Genomic DNA, 18,339 nt, shown 5'->3' with positions numbered 1-18,339 from the left:
ACACGGCGGCATTGCCTTGTTCGCGGCTTCTCCCGCGAAGAGCACAGCGCCGCTCATGGGCCGACACAGCATAAGGCGATATCGTGACCCTTCATCTCCAAGCCGTGGGCCTGGCCTGCGAGCGCGACTGGCGACTGCTGTTCGAACACCTGGACTTCGACCTGCAACCTGGCGACATGTTGCAGATCGCAGGGCCAAATGGTAGCGGTAAGACCAGCCTACTGCGCCTGCTGGCCGGGCTGATGCAGCCAACGGCCGGGCAGATCCTGTTCAACGGCAGGCCCTTGGCCGAGCAGCGGCATGCGCTGGCCAGCATCCTGCTGTGGATAGGCCATGCCGCCGGGATCAAGGATTTGCTCAGCGCCGAAGAGAACCTGGCCTGGCTCTGCGCGCTGCATCAGCCGGCCTCTCGCAGCGCCCTTTGGAAGGCATTGGCGGCGGTCGGGCTGCGCGGTTTCGAGGATGTGCCTTGTCATACGCTGTCTGCCGGGCAGCAGCGCCGCGTGGCATTGGCCCGGCTTTACCTGGACAGCCCGCCGCTGTGGATTCTCGATGAGCCTTTCACCGCTTTGGACAAGCAAGGCGTCGCACAACTGGAAGCGCATCTGGCCGCCCATTGCGAGCGAGGCGGTACGGTCGTGCTGACGACTCACCACAGCCTGGGTCTCAAGCCATCCGGTTACCGTGAACTGAACCTGGGGCAATGGTCGGCATGAGCGTGTTTGTTCTTTTACTGCGCCGCGAGGCGCGTCTGTTGTTCCGCCGTCCGGCAGAGCTTGCCAATCCGCTTGTGTTCTTCGCCATCGTGGTGGCGCTGTTTCCGTTGGCGGTCGGTCCCGAAACTCAATTGTTGCAAACCTTGTCGCCCGGACTGGTCTGGGTGGCTGCGCTGTTGGCTGTACTGCTCTCACTGGACGGGCTGTTTCGCAGCGATTTCGAGGATGGCTCGCTCGAACAGTGGGTACTGTCGCCGCATCCGCTGGCTATGCTGGTGCTGGCCAAGGTACTGGCGCACTGGACGTTTTCGGGGCTTGCGCTGGTACTGCTGTCGCCATTGCTGGCACTGATGCTGGGCTTGCCCGCCAGTTGCCTGCCGGTGCTGTTGGCTTCGCTCGTGTTGGGGACTCCGGTGTTGAGCTTGCTCGGTGCGGTCGGCGCGGCCCTGACGGTCGGCCTCAAGCGCGGCGGACTGCTGCTGGCGCTGCTGATATTGCCGTTGTATATCCCTGTATTGATCCTGGGCAGTGGTGCGCTGCAGGCGGCGTTGCAGAATATGCCAGCCACCGGCCACCTGCTCTGGCTCGCCAGCCTCGCGGCCCTGGCCGTGACCCTGGCACCCTTTGCGATCGCCGCCGGGCTGAAAATCAGCGTCGGCGAATAACGAGTCCCGGGCACCGCAGCCCGGCCAATACCCTGGATGTACCCTGATGAAAATTAGCTGGACGTGGTTCCACAAACTCGGCTCACCCAAATGGTTCTACGCCATCAGCGGGCGCCTGCTGCCCTGGCTGGCGCTGGCCGCTGCTGTGCTGCTGCTGGTGGGGATCGTCTGGGGCCTGGCCTTCGCCCCACAGGATTACCAGCAAGGCAACAGCTTCCGCATCATTTATATCCACGTGCCGGCGGCGATGCTGGCGCAGTCCTGCTACGTGCTCTTGGCCGTGGCGGGCGTGGTGGGCTTGGTATGGAAGATGAAAATCGCCGATGTGGCCTTGCAGTGCGCGGCCCCTATCGGTGCCTGGATGACCGCCTTGGCGCTGGTGACGGGCGCGATCTGGGGCAAGCCTACCTGGGGCAGTTGGTGGGTGTGGGACGCGCGGCTCACTTCGATGCTGATTCTGCTGTTCCTGTACTTTGGCATCATCGCTCTGGGCCAGGCGATCAGTAACCGTGACAGCGCCGCCAAGGCCTGCGCGGTGCTGGCTATCGTCGGGGTGGTGAACATCCCGATCATCAAGTACTCGGTCGAGTGGTGGAACACCTTGCACCAAGGCGCCACCTTCACCCTGACCGAAAAGCCTGCGATGCCTGCCGAGATGTGGCTGCCGCTACTGTGCACGGTACTGGGCTTCTATTGCTTCTTCGGTGCGGTGCTGCTGCTGCGCATGCGCCTTGAAGTGCTCAAGCGCGAAGCCCGTGCCAGTTGGGTCAGGGATGCGGTGTTGAACAGCCTGGGGCGGGAGGGCGTGCGATGAGCTTCGCGTCGTTCAGTGATTTTCTGGCCATGGGGCACCATGGTCTGTATGTCTGGTCGGCCTATGGGATTTGTCTGGCGGTGCTGGCGCTCAATGTCGCTGCGCCGTTGCTGGCCCGTCGTCGCTACCTGCAAGAAGAGGCGCGACGACTGCGCCGGGAGAACAAACCGTGAATCCGCAGCGCAAGAAACGCCTGTTTATCATTCTCGGCCTGCTGGCCGGTGTCGGTGTGGCCTTGGCTTTTGCCCTGAGTGCCCTGCAGCAGAACATCAACCTGTTCTACACCCCGACCCAGATCGCTAACGGCGAAGCACCGCTGGACACTCGCATTCGCGCTGGCGGCATGGTCGAGAAAGGTTCTGTACAGCGCTCCTCGGACTCGCTCGATGTACGTTTCGTGGTCACCGATTTCAGCAAGTCAGTGCCGATCACCTACCGTGGCATTCTCCCCGACCTGTTCCGCGAGGGGCAGGGCATCGTCGCCCTGGGCAAGCTCAACGCCGACGGCGTGGTCGTGGCCGATGAGGTGCTGGCCAAGCACGACGAGAAGTACATGCCGCCCGAGGTCACCAAGGCCCTGAAGGAGAGCGGTCAAGCGGAGGCCAAGCCATGAACGCTGCGCTGCTGATCCCCGAGCTTGGGCAACTGTCGATGATCCTGGCGATCTGCTTCGCCGCTGTGCAGGCCAGCGTGCCACTGCTCGGTGCCTGGCGCGGCGACCGCTTGTGGATGGGGCTGGCGCGACCGGCGGCATGGGGCCAGTTCGCCTTCCTGGCGTTCGCCTTCGCCTGCCTGATCCATGCCTTCATGACCGACAATTTCTCGGTGGCCTACGTAGCCGGCAACTCCAACAGCGCCTTACCCTGGTACTACAAGTTCAGCGCCGTGTGGGGTGCCCACGAAGGCTCGTTGCTGCTTTGGGCATTGATCCTCGGCGGCTGGACCTTCGCCGTGTCGATCTTCTCGCGTCAATTGCCGCAGGTGATGCTGGCGCGGGTGCTGGCGGTCATGGGGATGATCAGCGTGGGCTTTCTGAGTTTCCTGATCATCACCTCCAACCCGTTCTCGCGGTTGCTGCCGCAGGTGCCGGTCAATGGGCGCGACCTCAACCCCTTGCTGCAGGATTTCGGCCTGATCGTCCACCCGCCGATGCTGTACATGGGCTACGTGGGTTTCTCGGTGGCCTTCGCCTTCGCCATCGCCGCGCTGCTCGGCGGGCGCCTGGACGCGGCCTGGGCGCGCTGGTCACGGCCTTGGACTATCGTCGCCTGGGCGTTCCTGGGGGTAGGCATCACCCTGGGGTCGTGGTGGGCCTACTACGAATTGGGCTGGGGCGGCTGGTGGTTCTGGGACCCGGTGGAAAACGCCTCGTTCATGCCGTGGCTGGTGGGCACGGCGTTGATCCACTCGCTGGCGGTGACTGAAAAACGCGGGGTGTTCAAGAGCTGGACCGTGCTGCTGGCCATCGCGGCATTCTCGCTGAGCCTGCTGGGCACCTTCCTGGTCCGCTCCGGGGTGCTGACCTCGGTACATGCGTTTGCTGCGGATCCGTCGCGCGGGGTGTTCATCCTGATCTTCCTGTTGGTGGTGGTCGGCGGCTCGCTCACGCTGTTCGCCGTGCGCGCGCCGGTGGTCAAGAGCCAGGTGGGCTTCGCCCTGTGGTCGCGCGAGACCTTGCTGCTGGCCAACAACCTGGTGCTGGTGGTGGCCGCCTCAATGATTTTGCTGGGCACCCTATACCCACTGGTGCTGGACGCCTTGACCGGCGCCAAGCTGTCGGTGGGCCCACCGTATTTCGATGCGTTGTTCCTGCCGCTGATGGCCTTGCTGATGGTGATCATGAGTGTGGGCGTGCTGGTGCGTTGGAAAGATACCCCCGGCAAGTGGCTGGCCAGCATGCTCACCCCGGTGCTGATTGGTAGCGCGGTGCTGGCCCCGGTGGCGGGGCTGATCGTCGATGACTTCGACTGGCCGGCCCTGAGTGTCTTCGCCCTGGCGGCCTGGGTGGTGCTCGGTGGGCTGCGTGACATCCTCGACAAGACCCGTCACAAGGGGCTGTTTAAAGGGCTGGGTGGGCTCAGCCGCAGTTACTGGGGGATGCACCTGGCCCACCTGGGGCTGGCGGTGTGCGCCCTGGGTGTGGTTCTGTCGAGTAACAACAGCGCCGAGCGCGACCTGCGCATGGCCCCGGGCGAGAGCGTCGAGTTGGGCGGCTATCATTTCTTGTTCGAAGGCGCCAAGCACTTCGAAGGGCCGAACTTCATCTCCGACAAGGGCACCATCCGGGTATCGCGCGAGGGCCGTGAAGTGAGCGTGCTGCACCCCGAGAAGCGCCTGTACACGGTACAGCAGTCGATGATGACCGAGGCCGGTATCGATGCAGGTTTCACCCGCGACCTCTACGTGGCCCTGGGTGAGCCGCTGGAAAACGGCGCTTGGGCGGTGCGGGTGCATATCAAACCGTATGTCCGCTGGATCTGGCTGGGCGGTCTGCTGACCGGCCTGGGCAGCTTGCTGGCGGCTTTCGATCGACGCTATCGCGTCAAGGTCAAGACCCGTGTGCGTGAGGCCTTGGGTGTGTCTGGAGCGACGGTATGAAGCGTTGGATCATGATGGTGCCCCTGGTGGTGTTCCTGCTGGTGGCGGTATTTTTGTACAAGGGGTTGTTCCTCAAACCAGACGAACTGCCCTCGGCGATGATCGGCAAGCCTTTCCCGGCCTTTTCGCTGGCGACGGTGCAGGGCGATCGAAGCCTCACCCAGGCCGACCTGCTGGGGCGTCCGGCGTTGGTCAACGTGTGGGGTACCTGGTGCCCGTCGTGCAAGGTCGAGCATCCGTACCTCAACCAGCTGGCTGAACAGGGCGTGGTGATCCATGGGGTCAACTACAAGGACGACAGCGCAGCTGCCTTGAAGTGGCTGGCCGAGTTCCACAATCCCTATCAACTGAACATCGCCGATCCGCAGGGCTCGCTGGGCCTGGATCTAGGTGTATACGGCGCCCCGGAAACCTTCCTGGTCGATGCCAAGGGCATCATCCGCTACAAGCACGTCGGCGTAGTCGACGCCACAGTATGGCGCGAACAGTTGGCGCCGCTGTACCAAGACCTGGTCGACGAGGCTCGCCAATGAAGCGCTGGCTTGCAGCTGTCGTACTGGGCTTGAGCCTGGCCGGCGCGGCCCGTGCGGCCATCGACACCTATCAGTTTCGCGACGAGGCCGAACGCGAGCGCTATCAGCAACTGACCAAGGAACTGCGCTGCCCCAAGTGTCAGAACCAGGACATCGCGGACTCCAATGCGCCTATCGCTGCTGACCTGCGCCGCGAGATCTTTCGCATGCTCGGCGAGGACAAGAGCAACCAGCAGATCATCGACTTCATGGTCGAGCGCTATGGCGACTTCGTGCGCTACAAGCCGGCCCTGAGTGCACGGACCTGGCTGCTGTGGTTCGGCCCAGGGTTGCTGTTGGCCGGAGGTTTCGTGGTGCTGGCGGTGATCGTCCGCCGTCGCCGCAGTAGCGCCGTAAGTGGCGTTACCGAACTGTCCGCCGAGGAACGCGAACGCCTCGCCAAACTGCTGGAAAAAGAACCTACCCATGACTGAATTCTGGCTTAGCGCGGGCCTGTTGCTGCTCGCCGCCCTGTCTTTCCTGCTGATCCCGATCCTGCGTGGCCAGCGCCGCGAGCAGGCCGAGCAGGACCGCACCGCGATGAACGTTGCGCTGTACGAAGAACGCGTGGCCGAGTTGGCTGTCCAGCAAGCGGCTGGGGTCCTCGACGATGCTCAGTTGGCCAACGGGCGCGATGAGGCTGCCCGTGAGTTGCTGGCCGACACCGAGCGTGCCGAGGCTGCGCGCCAGGGCCAACTGGGCAAGGCCCTCCCATTGCTGGCAGCGGTCCTGGTGCCAGCCATGGCATTGGGCTTGTACCTGCATTTCGGCGCAGCCGACAAGGTCGAGCTGACCCGCGAGTTCGCCCGTGCACCGCAATCGTTGCAGGAGATGACCGCACGCCTGGAGCGCGCGGTGCAGGCCCAGCCGGATTCGGCTGAAGGCTTGTACTTCCTGGGCCGTGCCTACATGGCTGAGCAGCGCCCTGCGGATGCCGCCAAGGCCTTCGAGCGTGCCGTTGCCCTGGCAGGGCGCCAGCCGGAGTTGCTCGGGCAATGGGCCCAGGCGTTGTACTTTGCTGCCGACAAGCGCTGGTCGGCGTCGTTGCAGGCCCTCACCGACGAAGCGCTCAAGGCCGATCCACAGGAGGTCACCAGCCTGGGCCTGCGTGGGATTGCCGCCTTCGAGGGGGAACGTTACCAAGACGCCATCGACTACTGGCAGCGCCTGTTGGCACAACTGCCCGAGGGCGATGCTTCGCGTGTTGCCCTGCAAGGAGGCATCGATCGCGCTGCCGATAAACTCAAGGCTGGCGGTGGCCAGGTGGCACCCAGCGCACGTCTGAAAGTGCGGGTGGCGCTGGCCGCAGCGCTCAAGGACAAGGTGCGCCCGGACGACAGCGTGTTCATCTTCGCGCGTGCCAGTAACGGGCCGCCCATGCCGTTGGCGGCCAAGCGGGTGACGGTGGCGCAGTTGCCGATCGAAGTGGAGTTGTCGGACGCCGATGCGATGATGGCGCAGATGAAACTGTCGGACTTTGCCGAAGTCCAACTGGTAGCCCGTGTCTCTCGTGCCGGCCAACCGACCCGTGGCGAATGGAAAGCCCAGAGCGCGCCGCTGGCCACCGGCACCCAGGCCACCCAGCACCTGACCATCGACAGCCCCGACTCCTGAGAGAACGCCGCCATGCACAGCATCGTCCGCCTGACCCTGATCACCTTGGCCGTGGGTCTGTCCGCGTGTACGGTGCATGAGCCGCGTGAACGCGAGCCATTGCCGCCGATCGAGAGCGTTCCGCCCCAGGGACCGGTGGTCAAGCCCCTGCCTGGCAGTAAGCCGAGCGCGCCGGCTGCGATCCCCAAACCCATGCCGCGCACCTCGGCAAGCTTTGCCCCCCCGCCTGGGGGGGGCAGCCACTGGGATCCGAAGCTTGGCGTGTATGTGCTGGAGAAACAGCCCAACACCTTTTACCGTCAGCGTACCTACTACCGCTGGGACAGCGGCTGGAGCTGGTCGCTGAGCCCCAATGGCCCTTGGCAGGAAACCGACAGCAGTGGCGTGCCCGGTGGTTTGGGCAGGGCGTTTGCGCAATGACCTGCTTGCCTTCCGTGCGCGCACGGCTAGCCGCGTGATGACGTGATACCGTTGGTCACCGCATAATGCCGCTTCGCATAGATCCGGAGGTGGCATGAGCAAGACCGTTCTGGTGTTGGTTGAAACCGTCGACGATTACCTGCCGCTGCTGGAACAGGCCGGCTATCGGCTGATCCGCGCGCCGTCCCCGAAACTGCGCGCCGACGCCATTGCCCGGCATGCCGGGAAGATCGACGCGGTGCTCACCCGTGGCCCGCTAGGCTTGAGCGCAGCCGAGATCGACGCGCTGCCCCAGTTGAAGATCATTTGTGTGATTGGCGCAGGCTACGAGCAGGTCGACTTGGCCGCGGCTGTCGCACGCGGCATTCCCGTGACCAACGGCGCTGGCGCCAATGCCGGCCCGGTCGCCGACCATGCCCTGGCTATTCTGCTGGCGTTGCTGCGTGACATCCCTCGCGCCGATACCAGCACCCGACGCGGTGAGTGGAACCGCGTGATCAGCCCTTCGGTCAGTGGCAAGCGCATCGGCATCCTCGGCTTTGGCGCAGTCGGCCACGCCATCGCCCGGCGTGCAAACCTGGGGTTCGACATGCACGTCAGCTACCACAGCCGCACCCCGCGTCCAGACGTGCCCTACACCTGGTATGACAGCCCGCTGCACCTGGCCGAGGCAGTAGACATCCTGGTAGTTGCCACGCCAGGTGGCGCCGGCACGCGCCACTTGGTTGATGCCCAGGTGCTTGCGGCGCTGGGCGCCGAGGGCTACCTGGTGAATATCGCGCGGGCTAGCGTGGTCGACACCCAGGCGTTGGTAGCGGCCTTGCAGCAGGGCCTGATCGCCGGCGCCGCGCTGGATGTGTTCGATGACGAACCCGCCGTGCCTGATGCGCTGAAGGCGCTGGGTAACACTGTGCTGACCCCGCATGTGGCGGGCCAGTCGCCGGAGGCGGCACGCGACACCGTGAACTTGGTGTTGCGCAACCTGCAAGCCTTCTTTGCCGGCGAACCTGTACTGACCCCCGTTCGCGGCTGATTCTTTTCTGTTGTTCGCCCGGCGTCCTGCTGGGCGTGTCGTGGGGCCAGCAGGGCCCCACCTGGTTGCAGTGCGAGATGACCGGCCAGCAGGTTTGCGACGAATTCAGCTGAGCGCGCACGCAACCTTTGCCCGGCGACGCGCGCAGCGGTAGCCTGCGCCATCGCTACAGAGGAGCGCGCAGGTGAAGCGTGGGGTGATGTATGCCGGCCTGGCCGGCGCGTTGTGGGGCATGGTGCTGATGGTTCCGCAGCTTTTGCCGGAGTTCAATCCGATGCTGCTGGCCAGTGTGCGCTACGTGATGGTCGGGGTGATCTCGCTGTTGCTGGCCGTGCCCATGGCCCGCCAGCTACGCCAACTGAGCGCGGCGGATGGGTGGATGCTGCTGCGCCTGGCGGTGGTGGGCAACCTGTTGTACTTCATTTGCCTGGCGGCGGCGATCCAGCGCCTGGGCGTGGCACCGGCCTCTCTGATTGTCGGTGTGCTACCGCTGACCATCACCCTATACGGTCGCAACGACACTGGCGCGGTGCCGCTGGCGCGCCTGGTCGGCCCGCTGGCGCTGATCCTCGGCGGTATGCTGTGCATCAACCTGCAAACCTTCGCCTTCGCCGACGGTGACTTGGGCGACAAGCTGCTGGGCCTGCTGTTCGCCTTGGCCGCGCTGGCCTGCTGGACTTGGTACGGCGTGCAGAACAGCCGCTACCTCAAGCAGTGCGGGCATTTCGACAGCCATCAGTGGTCGGTGTTGTGCGGGGTGCTGACCGGGCTTGCCAGCCTGGTGATGGTGGCGGTGCTGGCGCTGTGGCAACCGCAGCAGTTGCAGGTGCAGGCGGCGCCGGCGCGCTGGGTGCTGTTCTGGCTGGCGAGCCTGGGCTGTGCGGTGCTTGGCTCGTGGCTGGCAATGACGCTGTGGAACGCGGCGTCCAAGCGCCTGCCACTGACCCTCACTGGGCAGTTGATTGTGTTCGAGACGCTGTTTGCGCTGTTGTATGCCTTCCTCTGGCGCCAGCGTGGCCCGAGTTTGCTGGAGGCCGCGGCGATCGTGCTGGTGATGGGCGGCGTGCTGTGGTCGCTACGCCTGCATGGGCCGCGCGATGCGCTTGCCAAAACCGTGCATACCTGAGAAAACGGCCGCCGTTCGCAATTGTTTCGAGGAACCTGCCATGAGCAGTGAGCTGCACATCACCGATCTTCAGGAAGGCGACGGCAAGGCCGTGGTCAAGGGCGCATTGATTACCACCCAGTACACCGGCTGGCTGGCCGACGGCAGCGAGTTCGACTCGTCCTGGTCGCGCGGCAAGCCGTTCCAGTGCGTGATCGGCACCGGTCGGGTGATCAAGGGCTGGGACCAGGGCCTGATGGGCATGCGTGTCGGCGGCAAGCGCCGGTTGCAGGTACCGGCGCAATTGGGCTATGGCGAGCGTAGCGTGGGTTCGATCCCACCGAATTCGGACCTGACGTTCGAGATCGAACTGCTCGAAGTGCTGACCCGCGACGACTAGGCGGCGCCTTCATCCCATGCTGCGCCGCCGCAGGTCGTCACCCCATCAACGCCCGAAGCGCATCGGCCAGCCGACCACCTGCTTGGCCCTGGGCGTTGCATAGGTGCGCACCTTGGAGGTGCTCAAACCCAGGCGAACCAGTGATTCGGCAATGGTCACCGCCGCGCTCACGCCATCGACCACGGGCACGCCGGTACGCTGGCGGATCTGCTCGTCGAGCCCGGCCATGCCGCCGCAGCCCAGGCAGATCACCTCGGCCTTGTCCTCGCGCACGGCCCGCTCGGCCTGTTCGACGATCGCCTCCACGGCGCGCTGCGGGTCTTGCTCCAGCTCCAGCACCGCCAGGCCGCTGGCGCGTACCGAGGCGCAGCGGTCGTACAGGCCCGACAGCTTCAGGCGGTCTTCGATCAAGGGCACGGTGCGGTCCAGAGTGGTGACCACCGAGTACGCATGGCCCAGGTACATGGCGGTGCTGGCGGCGGCGTCGGTGATGTCCACCACCGGCACATTCAGCAGCTCTTGCAGGCCCTCGCGGCCGTGCTCGCCGTAGCCGGCCTGGATCACCGCGTCATACGGTTGGTCGTAGGCCAGTACGCGGTCCATCACGGCGATGGCGGCCAGATAGCTTTCGAAGTTGCCTTCCACGGATTCGGCGCCGAACCAGGGGGTCAGGCCGACGATTTCGGTGCCGGGCGCCGCGACGCTGCGGGCCTGCTCGGCAATCGCCTCGGTGATGGCTTCGGTGGTGTTGACGTTGACGATCAGAATACGCATTGCAGAACTCCAGGAATCAATGGCTGCTGTGGTCGACGGCGATGCACTCACCACTCACGTCGAGATACTGACGATTGCGTGGGGCGATCAGCAGGTAGACAGCGGCGGCGATACCCGCTCCGATCAGCCACGAGAACGGCGCGATGTGCTGGAAGTGCGGCACCAAGGCCAGGACGATGGCGAGCAACGCTGCCGGCAAGAAGGCCGCTACCGCACGCAGGTTGATGCCGCGGCTGTAGTGGTAGGCGCCGGCAGGGTGCTCGCTGTACAGCTGCGGCACGTTGATGCAGCCCTTACGCAGCAGCCAGTAGTCGGCCATTATCACACCGTACAGCGGGCCGAGCAGCGCGCCGAGGCCGGACAGGAAGTACACGATCACCAGCGGGCTGTTGTAGAGGTTCCACGGCAGGATCACTACCGCCAGCGTTGCACTGATCAGTCCGGCACGACGGAAGTTCAGGTGGCGTGGCGCCAGATTGCTGAGCACGAACGCAGGGGCGACGAAGTTGGCCATGATGTTCACCGCCACGGTGACGATCAGGAACGCCAGGCAACCCAGTACCAGGAACGTGGTATCGGGGATGCTGGCGACGATCTGCGTTGGGCTGTCGATGACCTGGCCGTTGATCTGGAACTGTGCGCCGCACAGCACAACAGTAATGGCGGCAAATACCAGAATGTTCACTGGCAGGCCCCAGAAGTTGCCCACGCGAATGGTCTTGCGGCAGGGCGCGCTGCGCGCGAAGTCGCAGAAGTTCAGCACCAGGGTGCCGTAGATCGCCAGCCACAGTGCGCCACCGGCGAAGATGTTGCGCCACATGTCCATGCCGGTGAGGGGCTCTGCCACCGACCAGGCGATCCGCGCGTCGGCCTTGAAGTACATGAACACTGCAAGGCTGGCTACGGTCAGCAGGATCACCGGGCCGGCGAAGCCTTCGTAACGGCGCACCATCTCCATGCCGTAGGCCAGGATCACCAGTTGCACCAGCCAGATCGACACGAAGCACAGCCAGCCCAGGCTCGAAAGCCCCAGGATGCTGTCCTGGTCGTAGGCGGCCACCTGCGGCCATACCGCCGTCAGCAGCACCCGCAGTACCACCGAGGCCAGGTAGGTCTGGATGCCGAACCAGGCGATGGCGATCACCGCGCGGATCAGTGCCGGGATTTGTGCGCCGTGGATACCGAAGGCAATGCGACTGATGACCGGGAACGGTACGCCGGTCTTCTGCCCCATGTAGCCGGACAGGTTCATGAAGAAGTAAACCAGCGCCGCGCCGATCGCCAGCGACAGCAGGATCTGCCAGCCACCCAGGCCGAGTGCGAACAGCCCCATGGCAAAGGAATAGTTGGCGATGTTGTGCACATCGTTGGTCCACAGCGCAAAAATGCTGTAGCCACCCCAGCGACGACCTTCGATGCGGGTCGGGGCGAGGTCTCGATTGTGCAGGCGCGGGCTTAGGCCAAGATCGGCCGGATGGCCTTCAAGCGGCGTGGACGTGGGATGGGTGCTGGCAACGGTCAGTTCAGGGGCAAGGCTGCTACTCATTCCGGCGGCTCCTGATGCGTTTGACTGCGATGAGCGGGCGCTGGCGCACGGGCTCGCCATCTCGTCGGTGCAGGCGTTGGCATCACTGGGTTCTGGGCGCAGCGGTCGCTGTCGGGCGACGCTGCGGGTTATTGTGTATTTATGTTTTGCTTTGTTTGTATACAAAACATGAGCACATGAAAGCCATTTCCATGCCAGGATGAATCCAGTTTATAGGCGACTAATAGTTTTAGTTTTTCTTATTTTTCATTAACTCAATGAATTAAATGAATTATAAATTGACCGATTGGGCAGATTTATTTTTATGAATGGCTTATTAGTTGATCATTTGGTCAACATTATGAGTGGAAAGTGTGTAACTTAATGGGGCGTCATACGCATAAAGTGCACACAAAGATGGCACCTAAGGTGACATTTATGTGTACAAAAAATAGGCACTAAACCGCTATTGCTACGCCATCGGCGGTAGGCGGCGCTTCACTGGGGTTTTCTTGATGATCGCCGTGTTGGTTTCGGCTAGCACATTGAGGCGGTCGAGCAGGGTGTCGAGCTGTTCCATCGAACGCACATGCAGACGGGCAATGAAGCAGTCCTCGCCGGTCACCTTGTCGCATTCGGTGAATTCGGCAATGCCGATGATCTGCCGCTCCACTTCCTGCAACTGCCCGGGCAACGGACGAATGCGCACGATGGCCTGCAATTGATAGCCAAAGCAGCGCGGATCGACGTCCACGGTATAGCCGCGCAGTACACCGCGCTCTTCGAGCCGACGTAGGCGTTCGCTGACGCTGGGCGCCGATAGCCCGCTGACTTGAGCGAGGGCTTTTAGCGAGCGGCGCGAGTCCTCCATCAGGGCGTTGATCAACAGTTGGTCGATGGCGTCAGGCATGGCTACCTCGTTAGGCAATGAGTGGGATTTGCCTTGATAGTAAAGGCAAGAACGCAGCTGTGCCTTGGATATCCGCTGGAGGGGGCTTTGCCCCCCGCGCATACTGTGCCCATCGTGTACAGGAGTTGTGAGATGGACGATTCATTGCGCCGTGGTTCGCTGGAAATGCTCGCGGCCATGCTGATTTCCGGGAGCATTGGCTGGTTCGTGCTGGTGTCTGGGCAGCCTGTGGCAGAGGTGGTGTTCTGGCGCTGCGTGTTCGGTGCCGGCACGCTGCTGCTGATCTGTGCGGCGATGGGGTTTCTCAAGCCGGGTGTGCTGACCCGCGCCACGTTTCTGCTGGCAGTGGCCAGCGGTTTGGCCATCGTCGGTAACTGGATGCTGCTGTTCGCCTCGTACTCACGGGCGTCGATCGCCATCGGGACGGCGGTCTACAACGTTCAGCCATTCATGCTGGTGGGCCTGGCAGCGGTGTTCCTCGGTGAGAAGATCACTGCGCCCAAGCTGGCCTGGCTGAGCGTGGCCTTCGTGGGCATGTTGGCGATCGTCAGTGCCCACGGTGCCGGGCAGGCCAGTGGCGACGACTACCTGGCGGGCATTGCCCTGGCACTCGGGGCTGCGTTGCTGTACGCGATTGCGGCGCTGATCATCAAGCGTCTCAAGGGTACGCCGCCGCACCTGATCGCCTTGATCCAGGTGGCCACCGGGGTGCTGCTGTTGGCGCCATTCGTACGCCCGAGCGGGTTGCCCGGCGAGACATCGGCCCTGGTCAGTCTGGTCACCCTCGGAGTCGTGCACACGGGGCTGATGTACGTGCTGCTGTACAGCGCCATCCAGCGCCTGCCCACGGCGTTGACCGGCGCATTGTCGTTCATTTACCCGATTGCCGCGATCCTGGTCGACTGGGTGGCCTTCGGGCACCACCTGGCAGCGTTGCAGTGGCTGGGGGTGGGGCTGATCCTGCTGGCGGCGGCCGGCATGCAGCAGGGGTGGTGGTTCCGCTCGGCGCCATTGGCCGTTCAGAAGTGAAGGCCCACAGGGTAGAATGCCGCCTTTTCCAGCCTGCGACCCGCCATGACTTCGCCGATCCACACCCTTGAACAGCACCTGCTCGCGGCCCTTGAGCCTGCGCCCGAAGAGACCCGCCGCCTGTTCCACGGCCGTGGCCGTTGCTGGCCGGGGCTGGAGCAGATCACGGTCGACTGGCTGCAGGGCGTGCTCTCGGTGGCGTTGTTCCGTGAGCCGGACACCGACCTGCTGGCCGAACTCGAAGCGATGCTGCGCAACCTGGCGATGCGTGCACAGTGGACCGGCCAGGCCATTCTCATCCAGCACCGCTACTTGCCGGATAGCCCGGGGCAGTGGCTGGTGGGTGAGCCTTGCCAGCAGCGCGAGGTGATCGAGGATGGCCTGACCTACTTGCTCGACCTTGGCGTGCGCCAGAACACCGGCCTGTTCCTCGACATGCGCTATGGCCGGCGTTGGGTGCGCGAGCAGGCCGACGGCAAGCGGGTGCTCAACCTGTTTGCGTACACTTGTGGGTTCTCGGTCGCGGCGATTGCGGGGGGGGCCGAGCAGGTGGTCAACCTCGACATGGCCAAGTCGGCGCTGTCGCGTGGCCGCGACAACCACCGGCTCAATGGCCACGATGCCTCGCGTGTCGCGTACCTGGGGCATGAGCTGTTCAAGTCGTGGGGCAAGGTGCGCAAGTACGGGCCATACGACCTGATCATCATCGACCCGCCGACCTTCCAGCGCGGCAGCTTCGTGCTGACCCAGGACTACGGCAAGATCTTGCGGCGCTTGCCGGAATTGCTGACGGATGCGGGAACCGTGCTGGCCTGCGTGAATGATCCAGGGATCGGGCCGCAGTTCTTGATCGACGGCATGGCCGAGCATGCGCCAGGCTTGCAGTTCGTCGAGCGGCTGGAGAATCCGCCGGAGTTTCCCGATGCGGACCCTGAGGGTGGCTTGAAGGCCTTGGTGTTCCGTCAGGCTTGATGTGGCCAGCACCGGCCTCTTCAGCGCGAAGAGGCCGGTGCTGCGCACATCTGTTATTGCTTGTCAGTGTAGATCTGATCGAACACGCCGCCGTCATTGAAGTGAGTCTTCTGCACGCTGCGCCAGTCGCCGAAGGTCTTTTCTACCGACAGGAAATCGACTTTCGGGAAGCGGTCGGTGTACTTGGCCAGCACCGTGGCGTCACGCGGGCGCAGGTAGTTCTGCGCGGCGATCTCCTGGGCCGCTGGCGACCACAGGTACTTCAGGTATTCCTCGGCCACGGCCTGGGTGTTTTTCTTGGCCACCACTTTGTCGACCACGCTGACCGGCGGCTCCGCTTCGGCCGACACGCTTGGGTAGACCACCTCGAATTGATCGCGGCCGAACTCTCGAGCGATCATCTCGGCCTCGTTCTCGAAGGTTACCAGCACATCGCCGATCTGGTTGGTCATGAACGTGGTGGTGGCGGCGCGGCCACCGGTGTCGAGGACCGGCGCCTGCTTGAACAGCTTGCCGACGAAGGCGCGGGCCTTGGTTTCGTCACCGCCTTGCTTGAGCACGTAGCCCCAGGCCGAGAGATAGGTGTAGCGGCCGTTGCCCGAGGTCTTGGGGTTGGGCACGATGACCTGTACACCGTCCTTGAGTAGATCCGGCCAGTCTTTCAGCGCCTTGGGGTTGCCCTTGCGCACGATGAACACGGTGGCCGAGGTGAACGGCGCGCTGTTGTTCGGCAGGCGGGTCACCCAGTTGTCCGGCACCAGCTTGCCGTTGTCGGCCAGGGCGTTGATGTCGGTTGCCATGTTCATGGTGATGACATCGGCTGGCAGGCCGTCGATCACGGCGCGTGCCTGTTTGCTCGAACCGCCGAAGGACATCTGCACATTGACCTTCTCGTTGTGCTCGGCTTCCCAGTGTTTCTGGAAGGCTGGGTTGTAGTCCTTGTAGAAGTCGCGCATCACGTCGTAGGAAACGTTGAGCAGGGTCGGGGCAGCCTGGGCCAGGTTGCCAAGGGCAAGGCCTGCGGCGAGCAGCGAGGCGCTGAAGAGTTTTTTCACGTTGCGTCCTTGTTGTTCAAAGGTTCTTGGGCAGAGTGCCAGCGACTATAGCGGTTGGCCCTGTGCTGGCTAAAGAACAAAAACAACTTTGGTTATGCCGCTGTCGGTACCGGCCCTTTCGCGGGCAAGCCCGCTCCCACAGGTAAGGCGCAGCCTGTAGAAGCTGCGCGGTCCCTGTGGGAGCGGGCTTGCCCGCGAAGGGGCCATCGAATGCAACCTCAATGCTTGGCGAACAGCGCATTGCCACAGCGCGAACAAAACGCCGCCCCATGTTCATGGCTCTTCTTGGCACACACCGGGCAATCATGCTGCAACTGTTCCCCGCGCATGGCATTGGCCAGCTCTGCCGTGAAGATGCCGGTGGGCACGGCAATGATCGAATAACCGGTAATCATCACCAGCGACGACAGCACTTGCCCCAGAGGGGTCTTCGGCACGATATCGCCAAAGCCGACGGTGGTGAGGGTGACGATGGCCCAGTAGATGCCTTTAGGGATGCTGGTGAACCCATGTTCAGGCCCCTCGACCACGTACATCAAAGTGCCAAACACTGTTACCAGGGTCGATACGCTGACCAGGAACACGATGATCTTCTGCTTGCTGCCCTGCAGCGCCGCGAGCAGGTAGTGGGCCTGCTTGAGGTACGGGCTGAGCTTGAGCACACGGAATATTCGTAGCATGCGCACCACGCGGACGATCAGCAGGTACTGCGCGTCGCTGTAGTACAGGGCGATGATCCCCGGCACGATCGCCAGCAGGTCGACCAGCCCGTAGAAGCTGAAGGCATAGCGCAGTGGCTTGGGCGAGCAGTACAGGCGGGTCAGGTACTCGGCCAGGAAGACCGCTGTGAAGCCCCATTCGATGGCGGCCAGCAGGCCGGCATAGCCTTGGTGTACCTCGTCGATGCTGTCGAGGATCACTGTGACCAGGCTGGCCAGGATGATCAGCAGCAGGACTTTGTCGAAGCGTCTTCCAGCGACGGTGTCGGTCTGGAAGACGATCACGTAGAGCCGCTCGCGCAGGCTCGCAGGGTTGTTCATGGGCACTGTCCGTCAGGTACGAAGGGCAGAGCCTAGGGGGTGGATTTCAGCTGTGCAAGCGATGCACGCCGCTGCGCTGGTTAGGCTGTGTCAGATGCGTACCCAGGTGCATCAACCAGCAGGCGACCACGAACGGCGCCGTCAGCCCGGCAACCGGCAACAGGTTGAACAGAGGCTGCAACAGCAGCGCGATGACAATGGCCAGCAACGTCACCCACGCTCGTTCGCCTTGGCGACTGAAGGCCAATGCTGCCAGCGCCGCATTGAACCCATATAACCCCATCCACACCGCCTGTCCTTCACCGGCCAGCAGCGCCACGGCGCCGCCGAGCATCGAGCCGATCACCGCCCAGGTGGCGGCGTAGGGATTGGCGAAGTACATGCCGATGACGATCAGCAACCCGCCCATTGGCTTGTCGAGCAGGAAGATCTGCCCCACGCCGCGCAGCAGGGCGTACAGCGGGTCGGCTTCGACGTAGGTGGCAGCGCCAGGCTCGGCCAGCATCAGCGTGGCCCAGCCCAGCAGCACGAAGGGTGCGGTATACGCCGTTAGCAGTTTGCCGCCGCGCTTGCGCCACTGGTGGGTGAGCATGCTCGACAGCCCGCCTGCGGCGATGATCAGCGGCGGCAGGATGGCCGACCACGGCAGCACGGCGCTGATCAGGATGCCGATCAGCACGCCGTTGTAGCTGTACAGCCCGGCCTGGCGGTCGGCGCGCTCATAACCGCGGCGCTGGGCTGTGAGCAGGCCGGCCAAGGCGCCGAGCAGGGCGCCGCCGACCAGCGACGGCGCAGTCATCAGGATGGCCAGCAGGCAGCACAGGCCGCACAGGGGGTTGCGCAGCAGCAGCACCTGGCTGAAACCGTTGAGTAACGCCGTGGCCCAGTCCGGGCACGGGTTGACGAAATTTTTCGTGTACATGGGCAGTCAGTAAGGTGGAAGGGTAAGCGCTGGGCCTCTTCGGGCCTCGTTTTTGCGCAGGTTCGGCGTAACGGGGAGGGCTTTGCCCTCCGTTCGCGGCACAAGACCGCTCCTACCGGAAACGCATGCTCTAGTAGGAGCGGCCTGGTGCCGCGAAAGGGGCGCAAAGCGCCCC

21 protein-coding genes are annotated in these 18,339 nt (G+C 63.7%); 15 read left to right on the top strand and 6 right to left on the bottom strand.

What is annotated here, in order from left to right; translation table 11 throughout:
• The first annotated feature begins 83 nt into the window (after window positions 1–83).
• The 13 genes from ccmA (at window position 84) to ACNFIC_RS19215 (ending at window position 9,937) form a co-directional block, all read left to right on the top strand.
• Window positions 84–716: a cytochrome c biogenesis heme-transporting ATPase CcmA gene (gene ccmA, locus ACNFIC_RS19275; protein ID WP_416781644.1), complete on the top strand. Its 633-nt coding sequence runs from the start codon at window positions 84–86 to the stop codon at window positions 714–716.
• Window positions 713–1,381: a heme exporter protein CcmB gene (gene ccmB, locus ACNFIC_RS19270; protein WP_138220294.1), complete on the top strand. Its 669-nt coding sequence runs from the start codon at window positions 713–715 to the stop codon at window positions 1,379–1,381. The genes ccmA and ccmB overlap by 4 nt, the downstream gene beginning before the upstream one ends.
• Window positions 1,382–1,427: 46 nt before the next feature.
• Window positions 1,428–2,195, top strand: a complete 768-nt coding sequence (locus tag ACNFIC_RS19265) for a heme ABC transporter permease (RefSeq protein WP_138220293.1) — start codon at window positions 1,428–1,430, stop codon at window positions 2,193–2,195.
• The gene (ccmD, locus tag ACNFIC_RS19260) at window positions 2,192–2,368 is read left to right on the top strand and encodes a heme exporter protein CcmD (protein ID WP_046854700.1); all 177 of its coding nucleotides are present in this window, start codon (window positions 2,192–2,194) and stop codon (window positions 2,366–2,368) included. The genes ACNFIC_RS19265 and ccmD overlap by 4 nt, the downstream gene beginning before the upstream one ends.
• Window positions 2,365–2,808, top strand: coding sequence for a cytochrome c maturation protein CcmE (gene ccmE, locus ACNFIC_RS19255; protein ID WP_138220292.1), 444 nt, complete (start codon window positions 2,365–2,367; stop codon window positions 2,806–2,808). Before ccmD ends, ccmE begins: the two co-directional genes overlap by 4 nt.
• Window positions 2,809–2,819: 11 nt before the next feature.
• Window positions 2,820–4,793 carry a heme lyase CcmF/NrfE family subunit gene (locus ACNFIC_RS19250; RefSeq protein WP_416781691.1) on the top strand — a complete coding sequence of 658 codons (1,974 nt, stop codon included), beginning with the start codon at window positions 2,820–2,822 and terminating at the stop codon, window positions 4,791–4,793.
• Window positions 4,790–5,326, top strand: coding sequence for a DsbE family thiol:disulfide interchange protein (locus ACNFIC_RS19245; RefSeq protein ID WP_416781643.1), 537 nt, complete (start codon window positions 4,790–4,792; stop codon window positions 5,324–5,326). Before ACNFIC_RS19250 ends, ACNFIC_RS19245 begins: the two co-directional genes overlap by 4 nt.
• On the top strand, window positions 5,323–5,799 hold the full coding sequence (locus ACNFIC_RS19240; RefSeq protein ID WP_138220289.1) for a cytochrome c-type biogenesis protein: 477 nt from the start codon (window positions 5,323–5,325) through the stop codon (window positions 5,797–5,799). The genes ACNFIC_RS19245 and ACNFIC_RS19240 overlap by 4 nt, the downstream gene beginning before the upstream one ends.
• Window positions 5,792–6,979: a c-type cytochrome biogenesis protein CcmI gene (gene ccmI, locus ACNFIC_RS19235; protein ID WP_416781642.1), complete on the top strand. Its 1,188-nt coding sequence runs from the start codon at window positions 5,792–5,794 to the stop codon at window positions 6,977–6,979. The genes ACNFIC_RS19240 and ccmI overlap by 8 nt, the downstream gene beginning before the upstream one ends.
• A gap of 12 nt (window positions 6,980–6,991) precedes the next feature.
• Complete coding sequence (locus ACNFIC_RS19230) at window positions 6,992–7,399, top strand: hypothetical protein (RefSeq protein ID WP_138220287.1); 408 nt, start codon at window positions 6,992–6,994, stop codon at window positions 7,397–7,399.
• A 94-nt stretch (window positions 7,400–7,493) separates the two neighbouring features.
• Window positions 7,494–8,432 carry a 2-hydroxyacid dehydrogenase gene (locus tag ACNFIC_RS19225; RefSeq protein ID WP_416781641.1) on the top strand — a complete coding sequence of 313 codons (939 nt, stop codon included), beginning with the start codon at window positions 7,494–7,496 and terminating at the stop codon, window positions 8,430–8,432.
• Window positions 8,433–8,616: 184 nt separating this feature from the next.
• Window positions 8,617–9,558 carry a DMT family transporter gene (locus tag ACNFIC_RS19220; RefSeq protein WP_138220285.1) on the top strand — a complete coding sequence of 314 codons (942 nt, stop codon included), beginning with the start codon at window positions 8,617–8,619 and terminating at the stop codon, window positions 9,556–9,558.
• A gap of 40 nt (window positions 9,559–9,598) precedes the next feature.
• Complete coding sequence (locus ACNFIC_RS19215; protein ID WP_138220284.1) at window positions 9,599–9,937, top strand: FKBP-type peptidyl-prolyl cis-trans isomerase; 339 nt, start codon at window positions 9,599–9,601, stop codon at window positions 9,935–9,937.
• 45 nt (window positions 9,938–9,982) lie between these two features.
• On the opposite strand, the gene ACNFIC_RS19210 is transcribed toward ACNFIC_RS19215, so the two are convergent.
• The 3 genes from ACNFIC_RS19210 to ACNFIC_RS19200 form a co-directional block, all read right to left on the bottom strand.
• Entirely contained in the window at window positions 9,983–10,711 is a 729-nt protein-coding gene (locus ACNFIC_RS19210) for an aspartate/glutamate racemase family protein (RefSeq protein WP_138220283.1), read from the bottom strand.
• Between the two features lie 16 nt (window positions 10,712–10,727).
• On the bottom strand, window positions 10,728–12,257 hold the full coding sequence (locus ACNFIC_RS19205; RefSeq protein WP_416781640.1) for an NCS1 family nucleobase:cation symporter-1: 1,530 nt from the start codon (window positions 12,255–12,257) through the stop codon (window positions 10,728–10,730).
• A gap of 451 nt (window positions 12,258–12,708) precedes the next feature.
• On the bottom strand, window positions 12,709–13,146 hold the full coding sequence (locus ACNFIC_RS19200) for an Lrp/AsnC family transcriptional regulator (RefSeq protein ID WP_138220322.1): 438 nt from the start codon (window positions 13,144–13,146) through the stop codon (window positions 12,709–12,711).
• A gap of 132 nt (window positions 13,147–13,278) precedes the next feature.
• Here ACNFIC_RS19200 and ACNFIC_RS19195 point away from each other — a divergent pair, with 132 nt between their 5' ends.
• Together ACNFIC_RS19195 and ACNFIC_RS19190 are read left to right on the top strand one after the other, a co-directional pair.
• A complete protein-coding gene (locus ACNFIC_RS19195; protein ID WP_416781639.1) occupies window positions 13,279–14,175 on the top strand; it encodes a DMT family transporter in 897 nt (298 codons plus the stop codon).
• A 45-nt stretch (window positions 14,176–14,220) separates the two neighbouring features.
• Window positions 14,221–15,147 carry a class I SAM-dependent methyltransferase gene (locus tag ACNFIC_RS19190; protein ID WP_416781638.1) on the top strand — a complete coding sequence of 309 codons (927 nt, stop codon included), beginning with the start codon at window positions 14,221–14,223 and terminating at the stop codon, window positions 15,145–15,147.
• 53 nt (window positions 15,148–15,200) lie between these two features.
• On the opposite strand, the gene ACNFIC_RS19185 is transcribed toward ACNFIC_RS19190, so the two are convergent.
• The 3 genes from ACNFIC_RS19185 to ACNFIC_RS19175 all read right to left on the bottom strand — a co-directional run bounded on the left by ACNFIC_RS19185 (window position 15,201) and on the right by ACNFIC_RS19175 (window position 18,164).
• A complete protein-coding gene (locus ACNFIC_RS19185; RefSeq protein WP_138220279.1) occupies window positions 15,201–16,202 on the bottom strand; it encodes a sulfate ABC transporter substrate-binding protein in 1,002 nt (333 codons plus the stop codon).
• A gap of 218 nt (window positions 16,203–16,420) precedes the next feature.
• Window positions 16,421–17,242, bottom strand: coding sequence for an ion transporter (locus ACNFIC_RS19180; protein WP_138220278.1), 822 nt, complete (start codon window positions 17,240–17,242; stop codon window positions 16,421–16,423).
• Between the two features lie 46 nt (window positions 17,243–17,288).
• A complete protein-coding gene (locus tag ACNFIC_RS19175) occupies window positions 17,289–18,164 on the bottom strand; it encodes an urea transporter (protein ID WP_138220277.1) in 876 nt (291 codons plus the stop codon).
• Between the last annotated feature and the right edge of the window lie 175 nt (window positions 18,165–18,339).

Origin of the sequence: Pseudomonas sp. NY15463, from assembly GCF_048068415.1 — a bacterium.
In the GTDB taxonomy this organism is placed as follows: Bacteria; Pseudomonadota; Gammaproteobacteria; order Pseudomonadales; family Pseudomonadaceae; genus Aquipseudomonas; species Aquipseudomonas mosselii_C.
Note: the sequence above shows the minus strand (reverse complement) of the source record. Positions and strands in the feature narration are given on the sequence as shown.

Bases quoted from the DNA above. Each gene is read 5' to 3' on its own strand.
- ccmB (WP_138220294.1), top strand. From the start codon at position 713: ATGAGCGTGTTTGTTCTTTTACTGCGCCGCGAGGCGCGTCTGTTGTTC.
- ACNFIC_RS19265 (WP_138220293.1), top strand. From the start codon at position 1,428: ATGAAAATTAGCTGGACGTGGTTCCACAAACTCGGCTCACCCAAATGG.
- ccmD (WP_046854700.1), top strand. From the start codon at position 2,192: ATGAGCTTCGCGTCGTTCAGTGATTTTCTGGCCATGGGGCACCATGGT.
- ACNFIC_RS19245 (WP_416781643.1), top strand. From the start codon at position 4,790: ATGAAGCGTTGGATCATGATGGTGCCCCTGGTGGTGTTCCTGCTGGTG.
- ACNFIC_RS19240 (WP_138220289.1), top strand. From the start codon at position 5,323: ATGAAGCGCTGGCTTGCAGCTGTCGTACTGGGCTTGAGCCTGGCCGGC.
- ccmI (WP_416781642.1), top strand. From the start codon at position 5,792: ATGACTGAATTCTGGCTTAGCGCGGGCCTGTTGCTGCTCGCCGCCCTG.
- ACNFIC_RS19230 (WP_138220287.1), top strand. From the start codon at position 6,992: ATGCACAGCATCGTCCGCCTGACCCTGATCACCTTGGCCGTGGGTCTG.
- ACNFIC_RS19225 (WP_416781641.1), top strand. From the start codon at position 7,494: ATGAGCAAGACCGTTCTGGTGTTGGTTGAAACCGTCGACGATTACCTG.
- ACNFIC_RS19215 (WP_138220284.1), top strand. From the start codon at position 9,599: ATGAGCAGTGAGCTGCACATCACCGATCTTCAGGAAGGCGACGGCAAG.
- ACNFIC_RS19210 (WP_138220283.1), bottom strand. From the start codon at position 10,711: ATGCGTATTCTGATCGTCAACGTCAACACCACCGAAGCCATCACCGAG.
- ACNFIC_RS19205 (WP_416781640.1), bottom strand. From the start codon at position 12,257: ATGAGTAGCAGCCTTGCCCCTGAACTGACCGTTGCCAGCACCCATCCC.
- ACNFIC_RS19200 (WP_138220322.1), bottom strand. From the start codon at position 13,146: ATGCCTGACGCCATCGACCAACTGTTGATCAACGCCCTGATGGAGGAC.
- ACNFIC_RS19195 (WP_416781639.1), top strand. From the start codon at position 13,279: ATGGACGATTCATTGCGCCGTGGTTCGCTGGAAATGCTCGCGGCCATG.
- ACNFIC_RS19190 (WP_416781638.1), top strand. From the start codon at position 14,221: ATGACTTCGCCGATCCACACCCTTGAACAGCACCTGCTCGCGGCCCTT.
- ACNFIC_RS19180 (WP_138220278.1), bottom strand. From the start codon at position 17,242: ATGAACAACCCTGCGAGCCTGCGCGAGCGGCTCTACGTGATCGTCTTC.
- ACNFIC_RS19175 (WP_138220277.1), bottom strand. From the start codon at position 18,164: ATGTACACGAAAAATTTCGTCAACCCGTGCCCGGACTGGGCCACGGCG.